Below are 19,412 nucleotides of genomic sequence, written 5' to 3'. Positions count from 1 at the left end.
ATGGCGTAATAGTCTTCGTACATGTCTGTGCTGACGAGCCACCTCGACCTCATCGCCCCCTGGCTCGGATCCCAACGCTGGTTCGCCAGCAAAGGGCGCCTCCCCGAGCTCGAACTGATCGGCAGTTGGCAGATACCCGCCGCCGACGCCCAGGTCCACAGCCACCTGATCATGGATCACAGTGCGACCGTGCCGGTGCTGTACCAGGTGCCGGTCACCGAACGGGAATCCCCCCTCGACGATGCCGATGGGGCGCTGATCGGCACGTACCCCAGCGGGAACGACACGGTCTATCTCTACGACGGACCCCATGATCCCGCCTATTCCCAGTCGCTGCTGACCATGATCACCGGCAACGCCACGGCGGCGTCGGAAGGGGCGGATGCCACCGGGCGCGCTTTCGGGAAGCTGGAGGTGACGTCCATTCTCAGCGCACGCGTGCTGACGGGAGAACAGTCGAACACGTCGATCATCTACCGCGTCGACACGCCGGACGGTCCCCTGCGAGTGATCTGCAAGGTTTTCCGTGCGCTGCACCATGGCGAGAACCCCGACGTTGTCCTTCAGTCCGCGCTGGCGGCAGCGGGTTCGCACAGCGTTCCGCACTCGATCGGGTGCGTCGAGGGGGAGTGGAACGACGTGGGCCAGCCCGGCGGCCGGGCCCGCGGGCACCTTGCCTTCGCCCAGGAATTCATGACCGGCGCTGAGGATGCCTGGCGGTTCGCGTTGCGAGCGAGTGAGGCGGGCATCGACTTCAGGGCCGACGCGCATGCACTCGGCGCGGTCACCGCTGAGGTCCACCGCACGCTGGCGGCATCTTTCGGGACGCGTCCGGCCTCTGTGGAAGACATCGCAGAGGCGCTCAGCAGCTGGCAGTCCCGGCTGCAGGTTGCCATCGACGAAGTTCCGGCGATCGCTGAGCTCCGCGGAGTCATCGACGGCCTATACGCTGCCGCCGGCGACCTCGAGTGGCCGCCGCTGCAGCGCGTCCACGGTGACTACCATCTCGGCCAGGTGCTGCTCGCCGACGGCCAGTGGATCCTCCTCGATTTCGAGGGAGAACCGCTCCGCCCGATGCTCGAACGGTCCCGGCCAGACTTCGCCCTTCGCGACGTGGCCGGAATGCTGCGCAGCTTCGACTACGTCGCGGGTTCGCTCGGCAGCACCGAGCACGCCGCCGAGTGGACGAGCGCCTCCCGCCGTGCCTTCCTCAGCGGCTACATCGAGGAATCCGGCACCGACCTCAGAGCCCACCGGGAACTGCTGGACGCATTCGAGATGGACAAAGCGGTGTACGAAGCGGTGTACGAGGCACGGAACCGACCGGACTGGTTGCCCATCCCACTGTCGGCGTTGCGCCGGCTTGCCAGCCGAAGCCGCTGATCGCGAGGGGTTCCGTCGCGTGATTTCGTCGGAGCTCAGCGGCGCTGAAGCACGCCCCGGATAAACGCAGCCTGCCCGATGTGCTCGAGGTCATCGGTGAGCACGCTCACAAGCCGGACCCCCAGGGTGACAGCCGGGGTCCAGTTCTCGTCGACGATCCGATCGAACTCGTTCTCCGTCAGTCCGGCGACGAGATGCAGGGTGCGGTCGTGCACCTCGTCGAAGTAGCCGAGGAGCAGATCCGCTGATTCCACGACCACGGCGGCGACCTCGTCGCTCGAGTGACCGTAACCGGTGTCCGCAGGCGGCAGTGGCAGGCGGAACCGGTCGACCCAGCCGGCCGACAGCCAGATCTGATCGGTGTCGAGGATGTCCGCGATGTGGTCGTCCTGGATCCGGGTGAGGTGCCAGATCAGCCAGGCGATGGAGTTCGCGTCTGCGTCGATCCTCGCCATCAGAATGCGGGCGTCGAGGCCTTTCACCACCCGGTGGACGCTCTCGGACACCCGGCCGAAGGCATCCGTCAACAGATCTGCACCGGTCATGATGGTCTCCCCTGAACTGTCGAATAGGACGGTTCCCGCACGCGGCGTGCCCACGGGTACGATTCTGTGCCCGGCAGCGCGTTGCTCACCGGGTCGTAACGGTCGGATCTGTCGAGGGGGCTGCCCGCTGGACGGCCCAGTTCGAGTACCGCGAACGGATGCCACAGGCCGGTCGGTGTCGCAGCGTACAGGCGGAGACGCCACGTGGTGTGTTCGAGTGCCGCTGCCAGGTCGCGCGGTTCGGTCGGCAGATTCTCCGGGTCGATCGTGCGTGCGGCGAGGAGTACCGGGCCCCGCGGCGAGCGATACGGGAACAAGGTGGTGAACTTGGCCCGTGAGGGCGAGCGCTGCAGCGCCAGCCAGAATCGCGAGGGAACGCCGAAGCCCGTCGATGCGAGCAGGATGTCTGCGGCACCGGCCGGGGTGGCTAGACGCAGGGCGAGACCGATCACATCGGGCAGGGGAGACGGCACGCCGATCGAGCGGGATACGCGCGCTGACACGGCGATCTCCGCTGCCGGTGGCGAATCGAGGAAGGCCACGCCGGTGGGGGCACTGCCGGTGAGGAATCGCACCGTCCCCTGCAGGGCGACGCCGTGCGGATGGATGGGACGAGGATGCCGCAGCCGTTTCAGCAGCGAAAAGACCTCGGCGAGCAAGCGGCCGACGGTGGACGCTCCGCTCATCGGGGCCCCGCGTCATCCCGGCCGACCCGGAGAGCCAGAGCGATCAGAGGAACCTGCATCGGCAGCCGGGCGAGTGCGACCAGCCGGGCCGGCAGCGGTTGCCTGCGAACCACCCTCATGGTGCGGAGGTTGGCCGGAAAGACGGCGACGAGGAAGCACGCAGCCAGAAGCCCGCCAAGACTACGGAACCGGCGGGATGCCACCAGACCGGCGAGCAGGAACTCGGCTGCGCCCGAGCCGTACGTCCACGAGCGGCTGGGGCCTGGCAGACGGCGGGGCACGATGGGATCGAAGATCTCTGGGCGGATGAAGTGCAGGGCGCCCGTGATAGCGAAGATGCGGGACATGGCTGCCGCCGAGGCGTCGGCCCGTGGCAGGGACCGGTCAGTTCGGAACGCGGGCATGGAGCAACAGTATGGGCAGACGCCGGCGGAGGCAATGGCGATCGCTTCGTGGGGCATCTCGTTCGTCGTTGCGCGCGGCGCATCGATTGGGCCCAAAGGGTGCTTCCCACGACGTGGGGTGACCCTTCGGGCCCGATCGATCGGCCGCTGAGATTCCCATCGATCGCCTCACGCTGACCCGGCCGGACCTCTTCCCAGCCGAATGCCGTCCGTGCCATGTCGCGAACGGCGTCCGCTCGCTCACCGCTCGGGCGCCTCACCTGCAACACCGCGCCGCACAGCTCCGTCGCTCAGCGCGCTGTGTCATCGCCATAGCGGCTCGCCTTGGTGATGAGTGTGCTCAGATCCGAGACGTCGCCTGTGGGTTCCGGCAGGTCGTCGAGGGTCAGCAGCCCGTCCGGGTCCTTCGGATCACGGATGCCCGTGATCCGCTCGCCGATGCTCAATCCGGGGCCGCGTGGTTCATCGCGCCCGTCAGATTGTTTCTTGCTCATGACTCTTCCTGCATTTCTTCCAATGTCACGCTATCGGCCGGGACCCACCGGGGACTGCCGGACCGGTGGGCCAGCGGAGCACAGCCGCGACGCCCGCGCGCTGCGGCAGCCGGTCGGCGTCCACGAACATCAGGCGGGAGTCGGCAACCAGCGCGGCACGGGCGAGGGCGAGGGTGGCGGGAACGGATTCAAGCACGGAGACCCCGAGTGCCTCTTCGGGTGCGGACGCCACCCACGGTTCGGCCGCAAGCGCGAAGAGCGTGCGGTCTCCGATCGCGTTCTGGTCGATCAGCATCGTCTCCACCTGGCCTTGCTGGAGCGCATGGAGCACGGCCCCGACGCCGACAGCACCGTTCTCGAAATCACCGGCGGAAAGGCGATCGATCGCTGCGGCCTCGTCCTTCGCACGCAGCTCATCGAGTTTGGCGGCTACGTGTTCGTTGAGGGCATCCCTCGATGATCCCGCGGCACGAACGTGTGTCGGCACCGTCGACGCGATCTCCCGCGACGCCGGCGCGAGTTCCTCCGCGAGCAGCTGCACAGCCCTCACGTCACCGGCGAGCACGAGCAGCCGCGGACGCAGTTCACGGACGAGCGAATCGACGGCGTCGGCGAGCTGGTTCTGGTTCTGCTTCCAGATCTCCTCTGAGTGGTGCTGGTACCGGCTGTGCGACCAGCCACCCGCCTGCACCTTGTTCAGGCTGTCGGTCCGCCCCTGCACGTCCGCTTGGCGCAGGCTGCTGTTGTGCCGAGCGCGGAAGGCCTGGATCTCACCACCGTCGCGCCCCGCCTCGACGATGAGATAGAGCGCATTGTTGCTCTTGTCGACCAGCAGGGGGAGCAGGTTCGGAACGTTCGAGTACGACACGATCTCAGCGGATGTCATCGGTCCGGCCAGGATCTCGTCGACAACCGGTTCACCATCAGTGACAACGATGAAGCGGGAGCACGGACCACCGAATCGGGTCGGCTCGGCCTCGATCCGGTCGATCGCAGCGCGGTCAGCCTGCGGGGCACCGGCTTCGGCCAGGGCCTCCTGAATGAGCTGGCGGCGTGCGTCGGCATCCTGCCCTAAGCCGTCGACCAGTGTGGCAGCGTCGACATAGACGACGCTCGAAGGGTCCTGTCGCCGCCAGAGAGCCGCCCATTTCTGGAGATGCTCCGAGGGAATGTCACCGTTCTCGGTTGGTGGGTGGTTGGCCATGATCTCCTCCTCCGATGTGCGCGGGGTACACCGAGCGTCGAATGGGCCGGGGACTTCCGCGATGTAACGGTTGCTTCAATGAAACCCTCGGAGCGGGGGCGGCACAAGTACCTGCAGTGAGTCGTCAGATCGCCCTATCATCCGGCGCGCGAAAAAGCCAGCGACTGACCCCGAAAAGGGTGCGCGGGAACCCACACCTTAGATTTGTACCCGGCGCGCCCGCACGTTCGCGGGCGACCGTCCAACAAGGAGATCGATGGAAATCTGGCCAGGAACCGCCTATCCGCTCGGTGCGACGTACGACGGGAGCGGCACGAACTTTGCCGTCTACAGCGAAGCCGCACACAAGGTCGAGCTCTGCCTCGTCAATGAGGAAGGCGGCGAGGAGACCAGGATCGAGCTGCGCGAGGTCGAAGCCTTCATCTGGCACTGCTACCTGCCCGAAGTGCAGCCCGGGCAAAGGTACGGCTACCGGGTGCACGGCGACTACGACCCCAGCCAGGGCAAGCGGGCCAACCCCAACAAGCTCCTGCTCGACCCGTACGCCAAGGCGACCTACGGAACGAATGACTGGAGCCAGGCGCTGTTCGCCTACAACTTCGGTGATCCAGACTCCCGCAACGACGAGGATTCGGCCCCGCACACGATGCTCAGTGTCGTGGTCAACCCGTTCTTCGACTGGGCCGGCGACCGGCATCCGCGCACCCCGTACAACCAGAGCGTGATTTACGAGGCCCACGTCAAGGGCCTCACGCAGCTGAACGAAAATATCCCAGAATCGCAGCGGGGAACATACTCCGGCATCGCGCACCCCTCCACCATCGAGCACCTGCAGAAACTGGGCGTCACAGCGATCGAACTGATGCCGGTGCACCAGTTCGTTCAGGATTCGACACTGCTCGACAAGGGGCTGAGCAACTACTGGGGCTACAACTCGATCGGCTTCTTCGCCCCGCACAGCGCATACTCCTCGACCGGTGACGACGGCCAGCAGGTGCAGGAGTTCAAGGGCATGGTTCGGTCCCTCCACGCGGCGGGTATCGAAGTGATCCTCGACGTGGTCTACAACCACACCGCCGAAGGCAACCACCTCGGCCCAACGCTCTCCTTCCGTGGCCTCGACAACGAGGCTTACTACCGCCTCGAAGAAAACGACAAGCGGTACTACACCGATTACACCGGCACGGGGAACACCCTCAATGTGCGGCACCCGCACTCGCTACAGCTCATCATGGACTCTCTGCGTTACTGGGTGACCGAGATGCACGTCGACGGATTCCGCTTCGACCTCGCTAGCGCGCTGGCGCGCGACCTCTACGAAGTCGACCGACTCTCCACCTTCTTCGAGCTGGTGCAGCAGGACCCGATCGTCTCCCAGGTGAAACTCATCGCCGAGCCGTGGGACGTCGGCCCCGGTGGCTACCAGGTCGGCAACTTCCCGCCGCAATGGACGGAGTGGAACGGCAAGTACCGGGACACGGTGCGCGACTTCTGGCGTGGGGAACCGTCGACCCTTGCAGAGTTCGCCTCGCGGCTTACCGGCTCGGCTGACCTGTACGAACACTCCGGTCGCCGCCCGGTCGCGTCGATTAACTTCGTCACCGCGCACGACGGTTTCACCCTGCGTGACCTCGTGTCGTACAACGAGAAACACAACGATGCGAACGGAGAGGACAACAACGACGGGGAGTCCCACAACCGTTCGTGGAATTCCGGCGTTGAGGGCGACACCGACGACCCGACGGTGCTCGCGCTCCGTGCACGCCAGCAGCGCAACTTCATCGCAACGATGATGTTGTCGCAGGGTGTGCCGATGCTGCTGCACGGTGACGAACTCGGCAGGACCCAGCAGGGTAACAACAACGGGTACGCACAGGACAACGAACTGACCTGGGTGCACTGGGACCAGACTGATGCGCCGCTTGTTGAGTTCACCGCCGCCGTTGTTCGGCTGCGGAAGGAACACCCTGTCTTCCGGCGCAGCCGCTTCTTCGACGGGCGACCGGTCCGGCGCGGCGAGGGGGAGCCGCTTCCCGACATCGTCTGGCTCAACCAGGACGGCGCCGAGATGCAGCCGGAGGACTGGGACGAGAAACTGGCTCGCACGGTCGGGGTGTTCTTCAACGGGCAGGGCATCCGCGAACGCGACGCCAGAGGGCAGGTCATCACGGATGTGAACTTCCTCCTGTTTTTCAACGCGGATGCCGAGGACACCGAGTTCACGCTCCCGCCCGAAGAATATTCGCCAGCGTGGGAGATCGTCGTCGACACGGCGGGGGAGGGCGCGGACTCTGTACCGCGCCCGGCCGGAGCACAGCAGCCCGTCGCAGCACGCTCTCTCATCGTCATGAGGGCATACAGTGCACCGGAGGCTGAACCCGACCACTCCGTCGCGGCATCGCTCGCTGTTCTGACCGGGTCGCAGCTCACACCGTCCACGGAGGTCAAGCCTGGAGCGGTCACGTGAGACTGCCGCTCTCGACCTACCGGCTCCAGATCCGCGAGAGCTTCGACCTGAACGACGCGAGCGAGGTCACCGATTACGTGACCTCGCTCGGCGCCGACTGGCTCTACCTGTCGCCGCTCCTTGTCGCCGAGCCCGGATCCGACCACGGCTACGACGTGATCGATCACTCGCGGATCGACCCGGTCCGCGGTGGTGCGAGCGGGCTGGCGAACCTGGCGGATGTCGCCCGCTCCGCCGGCCGCGGCATCCTCGTCGACATCGTGCCCAATCACATGGGCGTCGCCACCCCGTCGGCCAACGCCTGGTGGTGGGACCTGCTTACCCACGGGCAGGGGTCCCGGTACGCCGAAGCGTTCGACGTGGACTGGGCTGCGGCAGCAGGACGGATCCGCATTCCCGTCCTCGGCGACGGAGACGGCGAACTCGACGCCCTCGAGCTCGTCGACGGCCAACTGCGCTACTACGACAACGCATTCCCTCTCGCCCCAGGAACCGCGGATGACGGTGCGTCTGCCCAAACGGTGCATGATCGGCAGAACTACGAGCTGGTGAACTGGCGTCGGGCAGACGCCGAGCTCAACTACCGCCGGTTCTTCGCCGTGAACTCGCTCGCAGGCATCCGTGTCGAAGTGCCATGGGTCTTCGCCGAATCCCATGCGGAGATCGTGCGCTGGGTGCGCGAAGGACTCGTCGACGGACTGCGGGTGGATCACCCGGACGGGCTCGCTGACCCCGGCGGATACCTCGACGCACTGCAGGCCGCGACCGGAGGCACGTATGTCCTGGTGGAGAAGATCCTTGAAGGGAGCGAGCAGCTCCCGCCCAGCTGGGCCGCCGCCGGAACCACCGGCTACGACGCGCTCGGAGACATCGACCGGGTTCTCGTCGACCCCGCAGGCAAGGTTGTCCTCGACGACCTCGAGGGGCGCCTCCAGGGCACACCCGCCGAGATCGACGCGGTCTGGCCTGAGCTGATCTATGACAGCAAACGCGACATCGCCGATGGCATTCTTCGCTCAGAGGTGCTTCGCCTGGCGCGGTTGATTCCCGAAGTGCCCGGAGCGGACGACGCTCTTGCCGAGCTCCTCGCCGCCTTCCCGGTGTACCGGTCGTATCTGCCGTTCGGTGTCGACCACCTGAACCATGCGGCCAGGGCCGCCGCCGCGAGACGCCCCGATCTCGCCGCCCGGATCGACGCCCTCCTGCCCGTCCTCAGCGACCCTGAGCATCCCGCGGCCGTCAGGTTCCAGCAGACCTCGGGCATGGTGATGGCGAAAGGTGTCGAGGACACCGCTTTCTACCGCTTCTCGAGGCTCACCTCGCTGAATGAAGTGGGGGCCGAGCCGGGCGAGTTCGCGATCGGCGTCGACGAGTTCCATGCGCGCCAGCAGCACAGGCAGGCGGTACTCCCCGCTTCGATGACAACCCTCTCGACCCACGACACGAAACGTGGAGAAGACGTTCGGGCTCGGATCTCTGTGCTCGCGGAGATCCCCGCCGAATGGGAGTCCGTGCTCAGCGAACTGCGTTCGCTCGCGCCGCTCGATGACGGCCCGTTCGAGAAGCTGCTCTGGGAGGCCGTGATCGGTGCATGGCCGATCACGCGGGAGCGACTCGACGCGTACGCCGAAAAAGCGGCACGGGAAGCCGGAACCTCGACCACCTGGACCAAGCAGAACGAGGCATTCGAGAAAAGGATGCACGAACTGGTCGCGGCTGTTTTCGACGACAGCCGTGTGAGCGACATCGTCACCGCGTTCGTGCGGCGAGTGGCCCAGGCCGGATGGTCGAACTCGCTCAGCGCAAAGCTCATTCAACTCACGGCTCCGGGGGTACCCGACGTGTACCAGGGCAGCGAACTCTGGGAGACGTCACTGGTCGACCCGGACAACCGCCGACCGGTCGACTTCGCTGTGCGACGGGACTACCTCGCCCAAATCGATCGCGGCTGGTTGCCGGAGATCGACGACACCGGGGCTGCGAAGCTCGTCGTCACCTCACGGGCGCTCCGCCTGCGCCGCGACAAGCCCGAATTGTTCTCCCGGTACCTCCCCGTCCCCGCCTACGGAAGCGCTGCCGGCCACGTCGTCGCCTTCGACCGCGGCGACGCCGTGACGGTTGCCACCCGGTTGCCTCTCGGGCTTGAGGCCGCGGGCGGCTGGGGCGATACGACGCTCGAACTCGCCGGGCGGCGCTGGGTTGATTCCCTCACAGGCGAACGATTCGAGGGCGGAACGGTGCGGCTGGCTGACCTGCTCAGCCGTTACCCTGTCGCGCTTCTCGTCGCAGACGATTTCGATGACTCCCGAGCATTGGAGGACTGACATGACCGATGGCATCCGCGTCTGGGCGCCGAGCGCGTCCCGCGTCGACCTCAGGCTGGGCACGGACACGCTCGAGCTAACCCGGGTCGAGGACGGCTGGTGGGAGCGGCCGGGACTGGCCGTTGCACCCGGTACAGATTACGGCTTCCTTGTCGACGGGGGTGGGCCGTTCCCCGATCCACGGTCCCGGCGTCAGCCGGACGGAGTCCACGGCCTGTCCCGCACCGTCGATCTCACCGGGAAAGAGCCGTCGGATGTCACGTGGACCGGCCGCCAGCTGCCTGGTTCGGTGATCTACGAACTCCACATCGGCACTTTCACCCCCGAGGGCACGTTTGACGCCGCAGCAAAGAAACTCGGCCACCTGGCGTCAATCGGCGTGGACTTCGTTGAGATCCTCCCGGTGAACGCGTTCAACGGAACGCACAACTGGGGCTACGACGGGGTGCTCTGGTACGCAGTGCACGAAGGATACGGCGGACCGGACGGGTACCGGCGCTTCGTCGACGCCTGTCATGCGGCCGGCATAGGTGTTATCCAGGATGTCGTTTACAACCACCTCGGGCCGAGCGGAAACTACCTGCCCAAATTTGGCCCGTACCTCACCGACGGGCCCGGCAACACGTGGGGCTCGTCGCTCAACCTCGACGGCGAACACTCCGACACCGTTCGTCGTTACATTCTCGACAACGCCCTCATGTGGCTCCGCGATTACGGTGTCGACGGGCTGCGGCTCGACGCCGTGCACGCCCTCGTCGATTCGCGCGCAACGCACCTCCTCGAGGAACTGGCCTCAGAGGTTGCCGCGCTCAGCGCTGCGGTCCGTCGCCCGCTCACCCTCATCGCCGAGTCCGACCTCAACGACCCGACCCTCATCACCCCGCGTGAAGCGAACGGCTACGGTCTGGACGGGCAGTGGAGCGACGACTTCCACCACGCGGTCCACGTCGCCCTGACCGGCGAAGTGAGCGGGTACTACGCCGACTTCGAACCGCTCGGGGCACTGGAGAAGGTGCTCACCCGAGGGTTCTTCCACGACGGCACGTACTCGAGCTTTCGCGCACGCGACCACGGTCGCCCGATCGACACCGAACGGATGCCCACCTGGCGGCTCGTGGTCGCGAACCAGAACCACGACCAGATCGGAAACCGCGCCATCGGCGACCGGCTGTCTGCCCAACTGGATGCCGGGCAACTCGCCATCGCTGCGGCGCTCACCCTGCTCGGGCCGTTCACCCCGATGCTCTTCATGGGGGAGGAGTGGGGAGCGTCCACCCCGTGGCAGTTCTTCACGTCGCATCCCGAACCGGAACTCGGCAAGGCCACGGCTGAGGGTCGTATCGCCGAGTTCGCCCGGATGGGCTGGGACCCGGATGTCGTCCCTGACCCGCAGGACCCGTCCACCTTCGAGAATTCGAAACTGGACTGGAACGAGCTCGAACAGGCCGAACACGAGCGGGTACTTGCCTTCTACCGTGCACTAGCCGACCTGCGCAGGCAGCGTCCTGAGTTCACCGATCCACGATTCGGCCGCATCCGGGTGACGTTCGACGAAGCGGAACGCTGGCTCGTTCTCCGGAGGGGCGGGACGGCGGTGGTGCTGAACTTCAGCGCAACCGAGCGCGCCGTTCCGGTGCCGGACGGTTCGGCATTGCTGTCGTTCGCCGCGACGGGCGAGGACGTGGGAGCTCTTACGGATGGGAGCCTCAGGGTCCCTGCCCACTCGGTGGTTGTCCTGGGCTGAGCGATCAGGACGTCAGCGCGGCACGGAACGCGTCAGCGGCCTGCCGGTTGAACACAACGAAGCGCACCGGGAACGGTGGTGCTTCGGCGCGCGTCGTCCGAACCGCGATGGCCGCGGCATCCAGGAGGGGCCAGCCGTACACCCCGGCCGAGATCGCCGGGAACGCGAGCGAGGCGACCTCGAGTGAGGCGGCGAGCCTGAGGCTGTTCCGATAGGCGGCGACGAGCAGGTGCGAGCGGTCCTCGGCTGGATGCCACACCGGACCGACGGTGTGGATGACGTAGCGAGCGCGGAGCCTGCCGGCGGTTGTCGCGACGGCTTCACCGGTCGGAAGACCGTTCGGTACTGTCGTTGCGCGCAGCGCGCGACAGGCGGCGAGGATCTCCGGCCCACCGGCGCGATGTATCGCGCCATCCACGCCACCGCCGCCGAGCAGGGAATTGTTCGCGGCGTTGACGATGGCGTCGACGTCCTGCGCTGTGATGTCACCTTCGACCAGTTCGATGTCCACGATCTCCCCTTCGTCCGACCAGCCAGCGTAGCCCCGACGCAGCACTCGGACCATCCGTTGCCCGCGACGGGTACGAGCGGTAGACCGGGTGCATGAGCGATCTGACGGCCTGGATCCAGGCATACGAGCGGGCCTGGGAATCGAACGCGCCGGGCGACATCCGCTCGCTGTTCACCGATGATGCGGCGTACTACACCGAACCGTGGATCGAGCCGTGGCGGGGAGGGGTGATCCGGCCGGCACCGGACAACCGGGCTGTCGAGTTCACCGAGTGGTGGATGGACCAGTCGCGGCCGTCCTGAGCTTCGACGAGCGACGTTCAGAGGGCACGGAGTCGTTCGAGGAGGGGACCGGCTGCTTCGGCGAGGAACTGGTCCTGCCGCTCGTCGCCCACCTGAATCAGGGCGATGTCGGTGTAACCCGCTTCGAGAAACGGGCGGACGCTTTCGGCGAGTTCGTCGAGGTCGGGACCGCAGGCGATCGAGTCGGCGATGTCGTCGGGCCGGACGAACTGCGAAGCACCGGCGAATCCTGCCGGGGTCGGCAGGTCGGCGTTGACCGCCCAGCCGCCGGCGAACCAGCGGAACTGTTCGTGGGCCAGCCGGATCGCGGCATCCTTTTCGGGTCCCCAGCAGATCGGTACCTGGCCGATCACCCGCGCCGCTGAGATGTCGCCGCCGTGCGCCGTTTTCCAGGTCTCGACGAGATCGGCGTCCGGCTCCGTCGAGATGAAGTGGTCGGAGAGCGGGGAGAACCGCTGGATCGATTTTTCGCCGGAGACCGCGATGCCGATCGGTACCCCGCCGTCTGGAACGTCCCAGACACGGGCCGAGTCGACCCTGAAGTGCTCACCTTCCCAGGTGACGAGTTCGCCGGTGAGGAGTTCCCGGATGATGTGCACCGCTTCTTCGAGCATGTCCTGCCGGGAATCGACCGACGGCCAGCCGGCGCCGACGACATGCTCGTTGAGATTCTCTCCTGAACCGAGTCCAAGGAGGAACCGGCCCTCGGACAGCAACTGCACTGTGGCTGCTTTCTGAGCGACGACCGCGGGGTGGTAGCGGAGGGTCGGGCAGGTCACATAGGTGGCGAGATCCACGTTGCGGGTGGCCTGGGCGACCGCTCCGAGGATGGTCCAGGCATACGGGGCGTGGCCCTGTTCGGTGAGCCAGGGTGAGTAGTGGTCACTCATCACTTCGAAGTCGAAGCCCTGGTCCTCGGCGGCGACGGCGTATCGCACGAGCTCGCGGGGGCCGGACTGTTCCGTCATGAGGGTGTAACCGAATCGAGTCATGTCGTCGAAACTGCCACCGCTCTCATCGTGCGGTCAAGGGCTTGTGATCGCTCAGTCCCTCGGCGGCAACTGCTGCAAAGCCCACCGGTTCCCATCAGGATCCTCGAACATCACGAACCGGCCCCACGGCTGCTCGTCGACTTCGCTGGCCTCCACGCCGTTCTCGAGAAGCTGTGCGCGCGCGGCATCCGCGTCAGCGACCACCATCTGGATGCCGGTCTGCGATCCGGGCGCCATATCGGTGATCCCCTCACCGATGACAATGCTGCAGGCGGAGCCGGGCGGTGTCAGCTGCACAAAGCGCAGGCCATCCGAGACCGGGAAGTCGTGGTCGGCATGAAAGCCGACCTGGTCCACGTAGAACGCCTTCGCCCGTTCCACATCCGCGACCGGGACGGCGATGAGTTCGATTTTCATGTCCATGAGCGTCTCCTTGTCGGATTCTTCCGCGACAGCCTAGGAAGCTCGCCTGGGATGCCGTAACCCCCCTCGCGGTTCACCGGCGCGTGTGCCATCGTGAACCTGTTCTCAAGGGAAGGAAAGCAATGTTCACACCTGTTCACGCCTTCAGCGGATTCAGCGTCGACGACATCGACGCGGCGCGCTCGTTCTACTCCGAGAAGCTGGGCCTGACCGTGGCCGACGACGACATGGGAATTCTCCGGATCACGCTGCCAGGTGGCGCCGAGGTGATTGCCTATCCGAAGCCCGACCATACGCCGGCGACCTTCACCATCCTCAACTTCGTCGTCTCAGACGTCGATGCCGCCGTGGACGAGCTCAACGGCAGGGGTGTCACGACGAAGATCTATGAGGACGAGAACCTTCCGACGGACGAAAAAGGGGTCATGCGGGACAACGGTCCGACGATCGCGTGGTTCCGCGACCCTGCCGGCAACGTGCTGTCGGTTATCTCGCAGTAACTCCCGCCCGCTGCCCCTGGCCGAAGCGGAGGAGCCCCGGCTCAGCCCTGCTTGGTCGCGGGTCCAAGCAGGTTCGTTGCGACCGTCGAGTGCGCAGATTCCGGGTCACTGGGGTGGAACAGGCCGGCCAGGACGTCACGGTAGAGCCTCGACAGCTCGGTGCCGGCGTCATAGGAGCTGCCGCCGGTGACCCGAATGGCGGTCTCCACCACATCGCGACTGACATCCACCGCGCGGGTCTTCGCTCCCGCCAGCAGGCGGAACCAGGCCGGACCGTGGTCGGCGAGCGAGTCGACGTCTGCGGCGAGTGACTTGAGCTGAGGAGCGAGGGAATCGAGGGCGATCGCGGCGTCGGCGAGCTGCCAACGGATGTCTGGGTCGTCTGAGTACGGCCGCCCGCCGTTCTTCAGGGAGGTGCGGCGGCCGGCCGCTTTGACACCGAGTTCGAGTGCGCGGTCGCCGATACCGGCGTAGACCGCACCGATAAGCAGCAGGAAGTTGCTGAAGATGCCGAAGATGTACGGGTCCGGGCTGGGGCCAACGGGCAGGATTCGGGCGATCCGTTCGGCGGGGACGACGGCTCCCTCCAGTTCGGTCGAATAGCTTTGCGTCGCCCGCATCCCGAGGGGGTTCCAGTCGCCGACCGGACGGTGGCCGTTCGTGTCCCGGGTCAGATAGCCGTGCACGAGCGACGGGTTGGCTGGGTCGGAGTCGTCGCGGCCGAAGATGCCGAGGCGTGTCCAGGCAGGGGACAGCGAGGTGAAGATCTTGCGCCCCGTGAACGAGAACGACCCGTTCTCGGCCGGTGTCGCTGCGGTTCGGGAATCGAACAGCACCTCGTCGTTGCCTGCCTCGCTGACACCGAAGGCGAACAGCTCGCCACGCCCGGCATCCTCCAGAATCCAGTCGAGACTCGAATCGCCGCGGTCGTGCAGCACACGGGCAACTCCGACCACCACATGGTGCATGTTGATCCCCAGTGCCGTGGCTGGTGCGTACCGGGCCAGGAGGCGTTGATTCCTCACACCCTCCGCAAGGGATTGCGGGGCGAGGTAACCAGCATGCCGGAGTTCATCGAGGTCCTCCGTGAAGAAAATGTTGTCCCGGTCGTAGCCGGCAGCCCTCCCGCGGATCCGTTCAAGCAGGTCGATGTCCAGGATCGTCACGACGTCCAGACTACCGAAGAACCCGGTCAGTCCTCCGGGTCGTATGCGACGGCATCCCGGCCGCGCAGTTTCTCAAGGTCACGGCGTTCGCGCTTCGTGGGGCGCCCCGCGCCCCGGTCGCGCATCGGCACGAGCGCCACCTCTTCACGTGGCGGCGGTGGGGGAGTCCTGTCGATCAGGCACTCGGCGGCAACACTCGCGCCCACGCGCTTGACCACGATGCGCTGCACCTCGACGATACGGTCGAAACCGCTCTCGCGAACCCGGATCTCGTCGCCGACCTTCACCGCGTGTGACGCCTTGACCCGTTCGCCCCCGACCCGTACGTGCCCGGCCCGGCAGGCCGTCGTCGCCATCGACCGTGTTTTGTAAATGCGTACCGCCCACAGCCAGCTGTCGATACGTGCGCTCGCAAGCGAGGTGTTCATGCTCTGAGCCTACGACCGCGCCGGCCCGGCAGACGCCAGCAGGGTGTACCCCCGCAGAACGCCGGACTCGACGATCTCGAGGGGCAGGCGCGAGACCGATGCGACACGTTCACTGGCGGACTCAACAGACTCAGACTGCTCGAACGACGAACGGATGCTGTCTGCGACAACGTGCAGGACGGCTGCCTGGTCCACGAGAAACGCGCGGTCGACGGGGCTTCCGTGTCCGGGGATGAGGACGTCTCCTGGAGCGATGAACTCGGCGAGTCTGTCGAGGACCCCGGGCCAGTCCAGCGGGAAACTGCCCGAGCCGTACATCGGGGGACCGGACTGTTCGATGATGTCACCGACCAGCCAGGTGGCGGCGTCCGGAACCTCGACGACAAGATCGGTGTCGGTGTGGCCTGGTGACAGCGGATGAAATCGCACCACGCGGTTTCCCAGGTCGAGTTCGTGGATCGACGACACCAGGACCGTCGGCGCTGTCAGTTCCACACCGTGCCAGTCGTATTGCGGGTAGGCGGACGGGTTCTCGGTCCAGGCGTCCAGTCTCGGCTGTTCGTACTCCGCGAAATGCTTTGGAACGAGATGGTGGCCGATGATCTCCGCGTCCGGGAAGCGCTGGTTACCGAAGCTGTGGTCGTAATGAGCGTGGGTGTTCGCCACCCAGCGGATCGGCAGTGAGTTGAGTTCAGCAACGTCGGAACGAATCTCATCTGCTTCTCGCGGATTGCACCGCGTGTCGACAAGCAGGAGACCGTCGACGCCTTCGACCACCGAAACCGAAATGTCGAGGGGATCGTACCGGCGATGGTAAACACGGTCAGATACCTCGATCCACTCGGACATGGCTCGATTCTACGGTCGCAACGAGGAACGCTCAGTCCGTGCCGGTGTTCAAGGCAGGTCGAGGTCGAACATGTCCGTTCGCTGCGGTTCCGCTTGAGGACGGCTCGGCTGGAGCGCCCGGGTCATTCTGTCGAGCTTGTCGATGACCTCGGCGTCGAACGGATCATCTCCGTCGCTCGCAGCAGGCATCGAGAAGAGCTGACTTGCCGGTCCGACAAGCAGGTGGGCGGAACCCCTGATCCCGTCGTCCGTGACAACCGGGATGGCGATAATATCCGCGTCGCCTGTCCCAGCAAGGGCGCGAGCGTAGCGGAGAACGGCTTTGCACACCTCGTCGCCGGTCAGCGTGGATCCGCTGGAATAGTAAAGTCGTCTCATTCCCTCGACTGTCCTCCGGTCGGGGCTCTGCGCTCAAGGGGCTTGTGCCACAGCAGGCGGTCGATTATGCGGGTCATCCGATGCCTTTCCAGGCTAGGCTTCCGGCGCTATTGCCTCTCGCTCTGCCTGTCCCGGGGAGACTATGGTACAGAATAGATCGGCCACCCTCAGCTGATTGTGCAACCCCGAAAGGTCCCGATGGGCAAGCTCTTCTACGACTCCACGCTAACGGTCGACTTCGACGACCGGGTGCTCGCTCACCTCCAGATCGTGATCGGTGCGAAATTGCGACGCGGTGAGTCGTTCTACTTCAGCTGGAAAGACGACCCCGCGGTTGGGGACGGCCGAAGCACGATCTGGCTGGCCCCGAACATCCCCCTGCACTACAAATACTTCGGATCACGCCTTCCGGCTCTCAACCGTGATTGGATCATCGCGCTGAGCGCGTCATCCAACTCCGCCGGCGGCCTCCAGATCGTGCCCGAACCGGCCGCCGGTTCAGGCCCAAGCGACGCCGGTCAACTGTGAAGCGCATCGAGGTCCTCTACGGCGGCGGCAAATACACGATCCCCAATCGCGACCTTGCCGACGTGCAGGACGAAATCACCGGCGCCATGGCGAGCGGTTCACCTCACTGGCTTGAAGTGAACAGCGGCGAAGGCATTCTGGAGCCCGCCTACCTGCTGATCACCCCTGGGATCCCGGTCGCTGTCGTCGACGTGATGGCGACGGTTCGCTCGGACAGCGACAGCCTGCTCTAAGCCTTCCCCGTTGTGCGGTTCTCCGCACTGATCATCCAGGCGTATTGCTCGAGCTTCGCGATGATGGCGTGCAGGATGTCCGCGCTCGTCGGGTCTTCCTCATCGACCTGGTCGTGGACATCTCGCATGGTGCCGACAACCGCTTCGATCCGAACCGTGACGAGGTCGACTGTTTTCGCCGTGTCCACCTCACCTGCCGGGTATTCGGGGAGGGTGGTGCTCTCGGCCACGGTGTCGCTGCGGCCATCAGGTGTGGCGTGAAGCGCACGCATCCGCTCGGCGACCTCGTCGGAGAATTCCCTGGCCGCCTCGACGACTTCGTCAAGCTGGAGGTGAAGGTCGCGGAAGTTCTTGCCGACGACGTTCCAGTGGGCCTGCTTTCCCTGGATGTGAAGCTCGATGAGGTCAACGAGAACCTTCTGCAGGCAGTCCGCGAGTTCCTTCGACGCCAGGAATCCTTGCTCCGGCTTCTGGCGCCTCGTCGTCTTCGCGCCTGCTGCGGATGTTGTGGTGGCGCGTTCGCGGGTTGCGGTCGACATGGAAAGTCCTTTCGAAGACGGATGGAACACTCGAAAGGCTAGGCGCTCACCTGGAGGGCCTCAAGGGCCTTGCGATCGCTGGTGAAGCTGATATCGGGCGCGCGGATTCCTGTGGATTTTCAGTGGAATAGTCAAGCGCCGGTCGGCTTGCTTCTGGTCTGCCTAAGGTGAACTATGCCCGCGTACATCCGCACCATTCAGACCGCACTGCCGCCGACCGTGCTTGTGCAGTCGGAGGCCCGCGAAGTGTTCTCGGAACAGGCCGGCCTGACGCGGTTGGGGCAGCGGCTGGTGCGCACGTCGTTCGACGGGTCAGGGATCGAGACCCGCCGCAGCGTGATCGCCGACTTCGACGCGGACGCCGGCGTGATCGACCCGCTTTTCTTCGACTCCGCGACCGGTAGCCTGCTGGCACCGTCGACGCGCGTGCGCAACGACGTGTACATCCGCGAGGCGGGCCTCTTGTTCTTCGCGGCGGCTGAGGCGGCGCTCGGCGCGTGCCCCGGAATCAGCGCTGCCGACGTCACCCACGTGGTCACCGTCTCATGCACCGGTTTCTACGCCCCTGGCCCGGACTATGAAGTCGTGCGGCAGCTCGGCCTGTCGACGGCAACCCAGCGGTACAACATCGGGTTCATGGGCTGTTACGCCGCCTTCCCCGCTTTGAGAGCCGCCGCCGCGTTCTGTGCGGCCGACCCGGACGCCGTCGTCCTCGTCGTTTCCTGCGAGTTGTGCACCATCCACGTGAGGTCGTCGAACGACCCGGACCAGATCATCGCCTCCTCGGTGTTCGGTGACGGTGCGGCCGCAGCTATCGTCACCGGTCGTGCGCCGGAATCGGATGCCCCGTCGCTGATTATCGACAGGCTCGCAAGCGACCTCACTCCGGTGGGGGAGAAGGACATGGCGTGGACCATCGGGGACTCTGGCTTCGAGATGGTGCTGAGCGCAGCGGTTCCGAAGATCATCGACGTCTACATCGAAGGCGCACTCAAGCCGCTGCTCGCCGGGGAGCCGGACCTTGGCGGCGACCCGGCCACCGGCATCCGGCACTGGGCCATTCACCCGGGCGGGCGGAGCATCCTCGACAAAGTCGAGGCGAAGCTCGGTCTCAGCGAAGAGCAGCTCGCACCGTCGCGGCGGATCCTGCGGGACTACGGCAACATGTCGAGCGCCACTGTGCTCTTCGTCCTCAAGGACATCCTCGAACAGAAGGCGCCGGAGGGGACGGACCGCGTGTGTGCGATGGCGTTCGGGCCGGGGCTCACGGTCGAAACAGGCCTTTTCACGCGCGTCGTCGCTGCATCGTGAT

At 65.8% G+C, this 19,412-nt stretch carries 22 protein-coding genes; 9 read left to right on the top strand and 13 right to left on the bottom strand.

The genetic code is table 11. The annotated features are described in order from the left end of the window. The first annotated feature begins 21 nt into the window (after positions 1 to 21). Positions 22 to 1,383 (top strand): maltokinase N-terminal cap-like domain-containing protein, encoded by a 1,362-nt coding sequence (locus BM197_RS06435; RefSeq protein ID WP_090709890.1) that lies wholly within the window; start codon positions 22 to 24, stop codon positions 1,381 to 1,383. Positions 1,384 to 1,418: 35 nt separating this feature from the next. Here BM197_RS06435 and BM197_RS06430 read toward each other — a convergent pair whose 3' ends face one another. From BM197_RS06430 to BM197_RS06410, 5 genes are all read right to left on the bottom strand, one after another. Continuing rightward, positions 1,419 to 1,928 carry a mycothiol transferase gene (locus BM197_RS06430; protein ID WP_090709888.1) on the bottom strand — a complete coding sequence of 170 codons (510 nt, stop codon included), beginning with the start codon at positions 1,926 to 1,928 and terminating at the stop codon, positions 1,419 to 1,421. Next, entirely contained in the window at positions 1,925 to 2,614 is a 690-nt protein-coding gene (locus BM197_RS06425) for a hypothetical protein (protein ID WP_090709886.1), read from the bottom strand. Before BM197_RS06425 ends, BM197_RS06430 begins: the two co-directional genes overlap by 4 nt. Next, positions 2,611 to 3,018 carry a DoxX family protein gene (locus tag BM197_RS06420; protein WP_090710217.1) on the bottom strand — a complete coding sequence of 136 codons (408 nt, stop codon included), beginning with the start codon at positions 3,016 to 3,018 and terminating at the stop codon, positions 2,611 to 2,613. Before BM197_RS06420 ends, BM197_RS06425 begins: the two co-directional genes overlap by 4 nt. Positions 3,019 to 3,308: 290 nt before the next feature. Continuing rightward, the gene (locus BM197_RS06415; protein WP_090709884.1) at positions 3,309 to 3,512 is read right to left on the bottom strand and encodes a hypothetical protein; all 204 of its coding nucleotides are present in this window, start codon (positions 3,510 to 3,512) and stop codon (positions 3,309 to 3,311) included. Positions 3,513 to 3,537: 25 nt separating this feature from the next. Next, positions 3,538 to 4,716, bottom strand: a complete 1,179-nt coding sequence (locus tag BM197_RS06410; protein ID WP_090709883.1) for a baeRF2 domain-containing protein — start codon at positions 4,714 to 4,716, stop codon at positions 3,538 to 3,540. A gap of 256 nt (positions 4,717 to 4,972) precedes the next feature. On the opposite strand from BM197_RS06410, the gene glgX reads away from it, so the two are divergent. From glgX to treZ, 3 genes are read left to right on the top strand one after another with little or no spacing between them, the layout of a single operon-like run. After that, a complete protein-coding gene (glgX, locus tag BM197_RS06405) occupies positions 4,973 to 7,183 on the top strand; it encodes a glycogen debranching protein GlgX (protein WP_090709882.1) in 2,211 nt (736 codons plus the stop codon). Continuing rightward, positions 7,180 to 9,507 carry a malto-oligosyltrehalose synthase gene (gene treY / locus BM197_RS06400; RefSeq protein ID WP_090709881.1) on the top strand — a complete coding sequence of 776 codons (2,328 nt, stop codon included), beginning with the start codon at positions 7,180 to 7,182 and terminating at the stop codon, positions 9,505 to 9,507. Before glgX ends, treY begins: the two co-directional genes overlap by 4 nt. Position 9,508: 1 nt before the next feature. Continuing rightward, entirely contained in the window at positions 9,509 to 11,251 is a 1,743-nt protein-coding gene (treZ, locus tag BM197_RS06395) for a malto-oligosyltrehalose trehalohydrolase (RefSeq protein ID WP_090709880.1), read from the top strand. Positions 11,252 to 11,255: 4 nt separating this feature from the next. On the opposite strand, the gene BM197_RS06390 is transcribed toward treZ, so the two are convergent. Further along, positions 11,256 to 11,762 carry an O-acetyl-ADP-ribose deacetylase gene (locus BM197_RS06390; RefSeq protein ID WP_425435693.1) on the bottom strand — a complete coding sequence of 169 codons (507 nt, stop codon included), beginning with the start codon at positions 11,760 to 11,762 and terminating at the stop codon, positions 11,256 to 11,258. A gap of 92 nt (positions 11,763 to 11,854) precedes the next feature. Here BM197_RS06390 and BM197_RS06385 point away from each other — a divergent pair, with 92 nt between their 5' ends. Continuing rightward, positions 11,855 to 12,064, top strand: a complete 210-nt coding sequence (locus tag BM197_RS06385) for a hypothetical protein (RefSeq protein WP_090709878.1) — start codon at positions 11,855 to 11,857, stop codon at positions 12,062 to 12,064. Positions 12,065 to 12,081: 17 nt separating this feature from the next. On the opposite strand, the gene BM197_RS06380 is transcribed toward BM197_RS06385, so the two are convergent. Then, on the bottom strand, positions 12,082 to 13,056 hold the full coding sequence (locus BM197_RS06380) for an LLM class F420-dependent oxidoreductase (protein WP_090709877.1): 975 nt from the start codon (positions 13,054 to 13,056) through the stop codon (positions 12,082 to 12,084). Positions 13,057 to 13,107: 51 nt separating this feature from the next. After that, entirely contained in the window at positions 13,108 to 13,479 is a 372-nt protein-coding gene (locus BM197_RS06375; protein WP_090709876.1) for a glyoxalase superfamily protein, read from the bottom strand. A 122-nt stretch (positions 13,480 to 13,601) separates the two neighbouring features. Here BM197_RS06375 and BM197_RS06370 point away from each other — a divergent pair, with 122 nt between their 5' ends. Then, complete coding sequence (locus BM197_RS06370; RefSeq protein ID WP_090709875.1) at positions 13,602 to 13,979, top strand: VOC family protein; 378 nt, start codon at positions 13,602 to 13,604, stop codon at positions 13,977 to 13,979. Positions 13,980 to 14,020: 41 nt separating this feature from the next. Here BM197_RS06370 and BM197_RS06365 read toward each other — a convergent pair whose 3' ends face one another. From BM197_RS06365 to BM197_RS06350, 4 genes are read right to left on the bottom strand one after another with little or no spacing between them, the layout of a single operon-like run. Continuing rightward, positions 14,021 to 15,154, bottom strand: a complete 1,134-nt coding sequence (locus BM197_RS06365; RefSeq protein WP_425435696.1) for an acyl-CoA dehydrogenase family protein — start codon at positions 15,152 to 15,154, stop codon at positions 14,021 to 14,023. 17 nt (positions 15,155 to 15,171) lie between these two features. Further along, entirely contained in the window at positions 15,172 to 15,573 is a 402-nt protein-coding gene (locus BM197_RS06360) for an RNA-binding S4 domain-containing protein (protein ID WP_090709873.1), read from the bottom strand. 9 nt (positions 15,574 to 15,582) lie between these two features. Continuing rightward, complete coding sequence (locus BM197_RS06355; protein WP_090709872.1) at positions 15,583 to 16,422, bottom strand: MBL fold metallo-hydrolase; 840 nt, start codon at positions 16,420 to 16,422, stop codon at positions 15,583 to 15,585. 48 nt (positions 16,423 to 16,470) lie between these two features. Further along, positions 16,471 to 16,800, bottom strand: coding sequence for a hypothetical protein (locus BM197_RS06350; RefSeq protein ID WP_090709871.1), 330 nt, complete (start codon positions 16,798 to 16,800; stop codon positions 16,471 to 16,473). A gap of 198 nt (positions 16,801 to 16,998) precedes the next feature. Between BM197_RS06350 and BM197_RS06345 the strand changes: the two genes are divergently transcribed. Continuing rightward, a complete protein-coding gene (locus BM197_RS06345; RefSeq protein WP_090709870.1) occupies positions 16,999 to 17,328 on the top strand; it encodes a DUF7882 family protein in 330 nt (109 codons plus the stop codon). Continuing rightward, positions 17,325 to 17,561: a hypothetical protein gene (locus BM197_RS06340; RefSeq protein ID WP_090709869.1), complete on the top strand. Its 237-nt coding sequence runs from the start codon at positions 17,325 to 17,327 to the stop codon at positions 17,559 to 17,561. Before BM197_RS06345 ends, BM197_RS06340 begins: the two co-directional genes overlap by 4 nt. Here the strand turns inward: BM197_RS06340 and BM197_RS06335 are convergent. After that, a complete protein-coding gene (locus BM197_RS06335) occupies positions 17,558 to 18,100 on the bottom strand; it encodes a Dps family protein (protein WP_090709868.1) in 543 nt (180 codons plus the stop codon). The genes BM197_RS06340 and BM197_RS06335 overlap by 4 nt on opposite strands. Before the next feature lie 174 nt (positions 18,101 to 18,274). On the opposite strand from BM197_RS06335, the gene BM197_RS06330 reads away from it, so the two are divergent. Beyond that, entirely contained in the window at positions 18,275 to 19,411 is a 1,137-nt protein-coding gene (locus BM197_RS06330) for a type III polyketide synthase (RefSeq protein ID WP_090709867.1), read from the top strand. The last annotated feature ends 1 nt before the right edge of the window (position 19,412 follow it).

This window comes from Mycetocola miduiensis (assembly GCF_900115155.1).
Classification (GTDB): Bacteria; Actinomycetota; Actinomycetes; order Actinomycetales; family Microbacteriaceae; genus Mycetocola_A; species Mycetocola_A miduiensis.
This window is presented reverse-complemented; position numbering and strand designations above follow the sequence as displayed.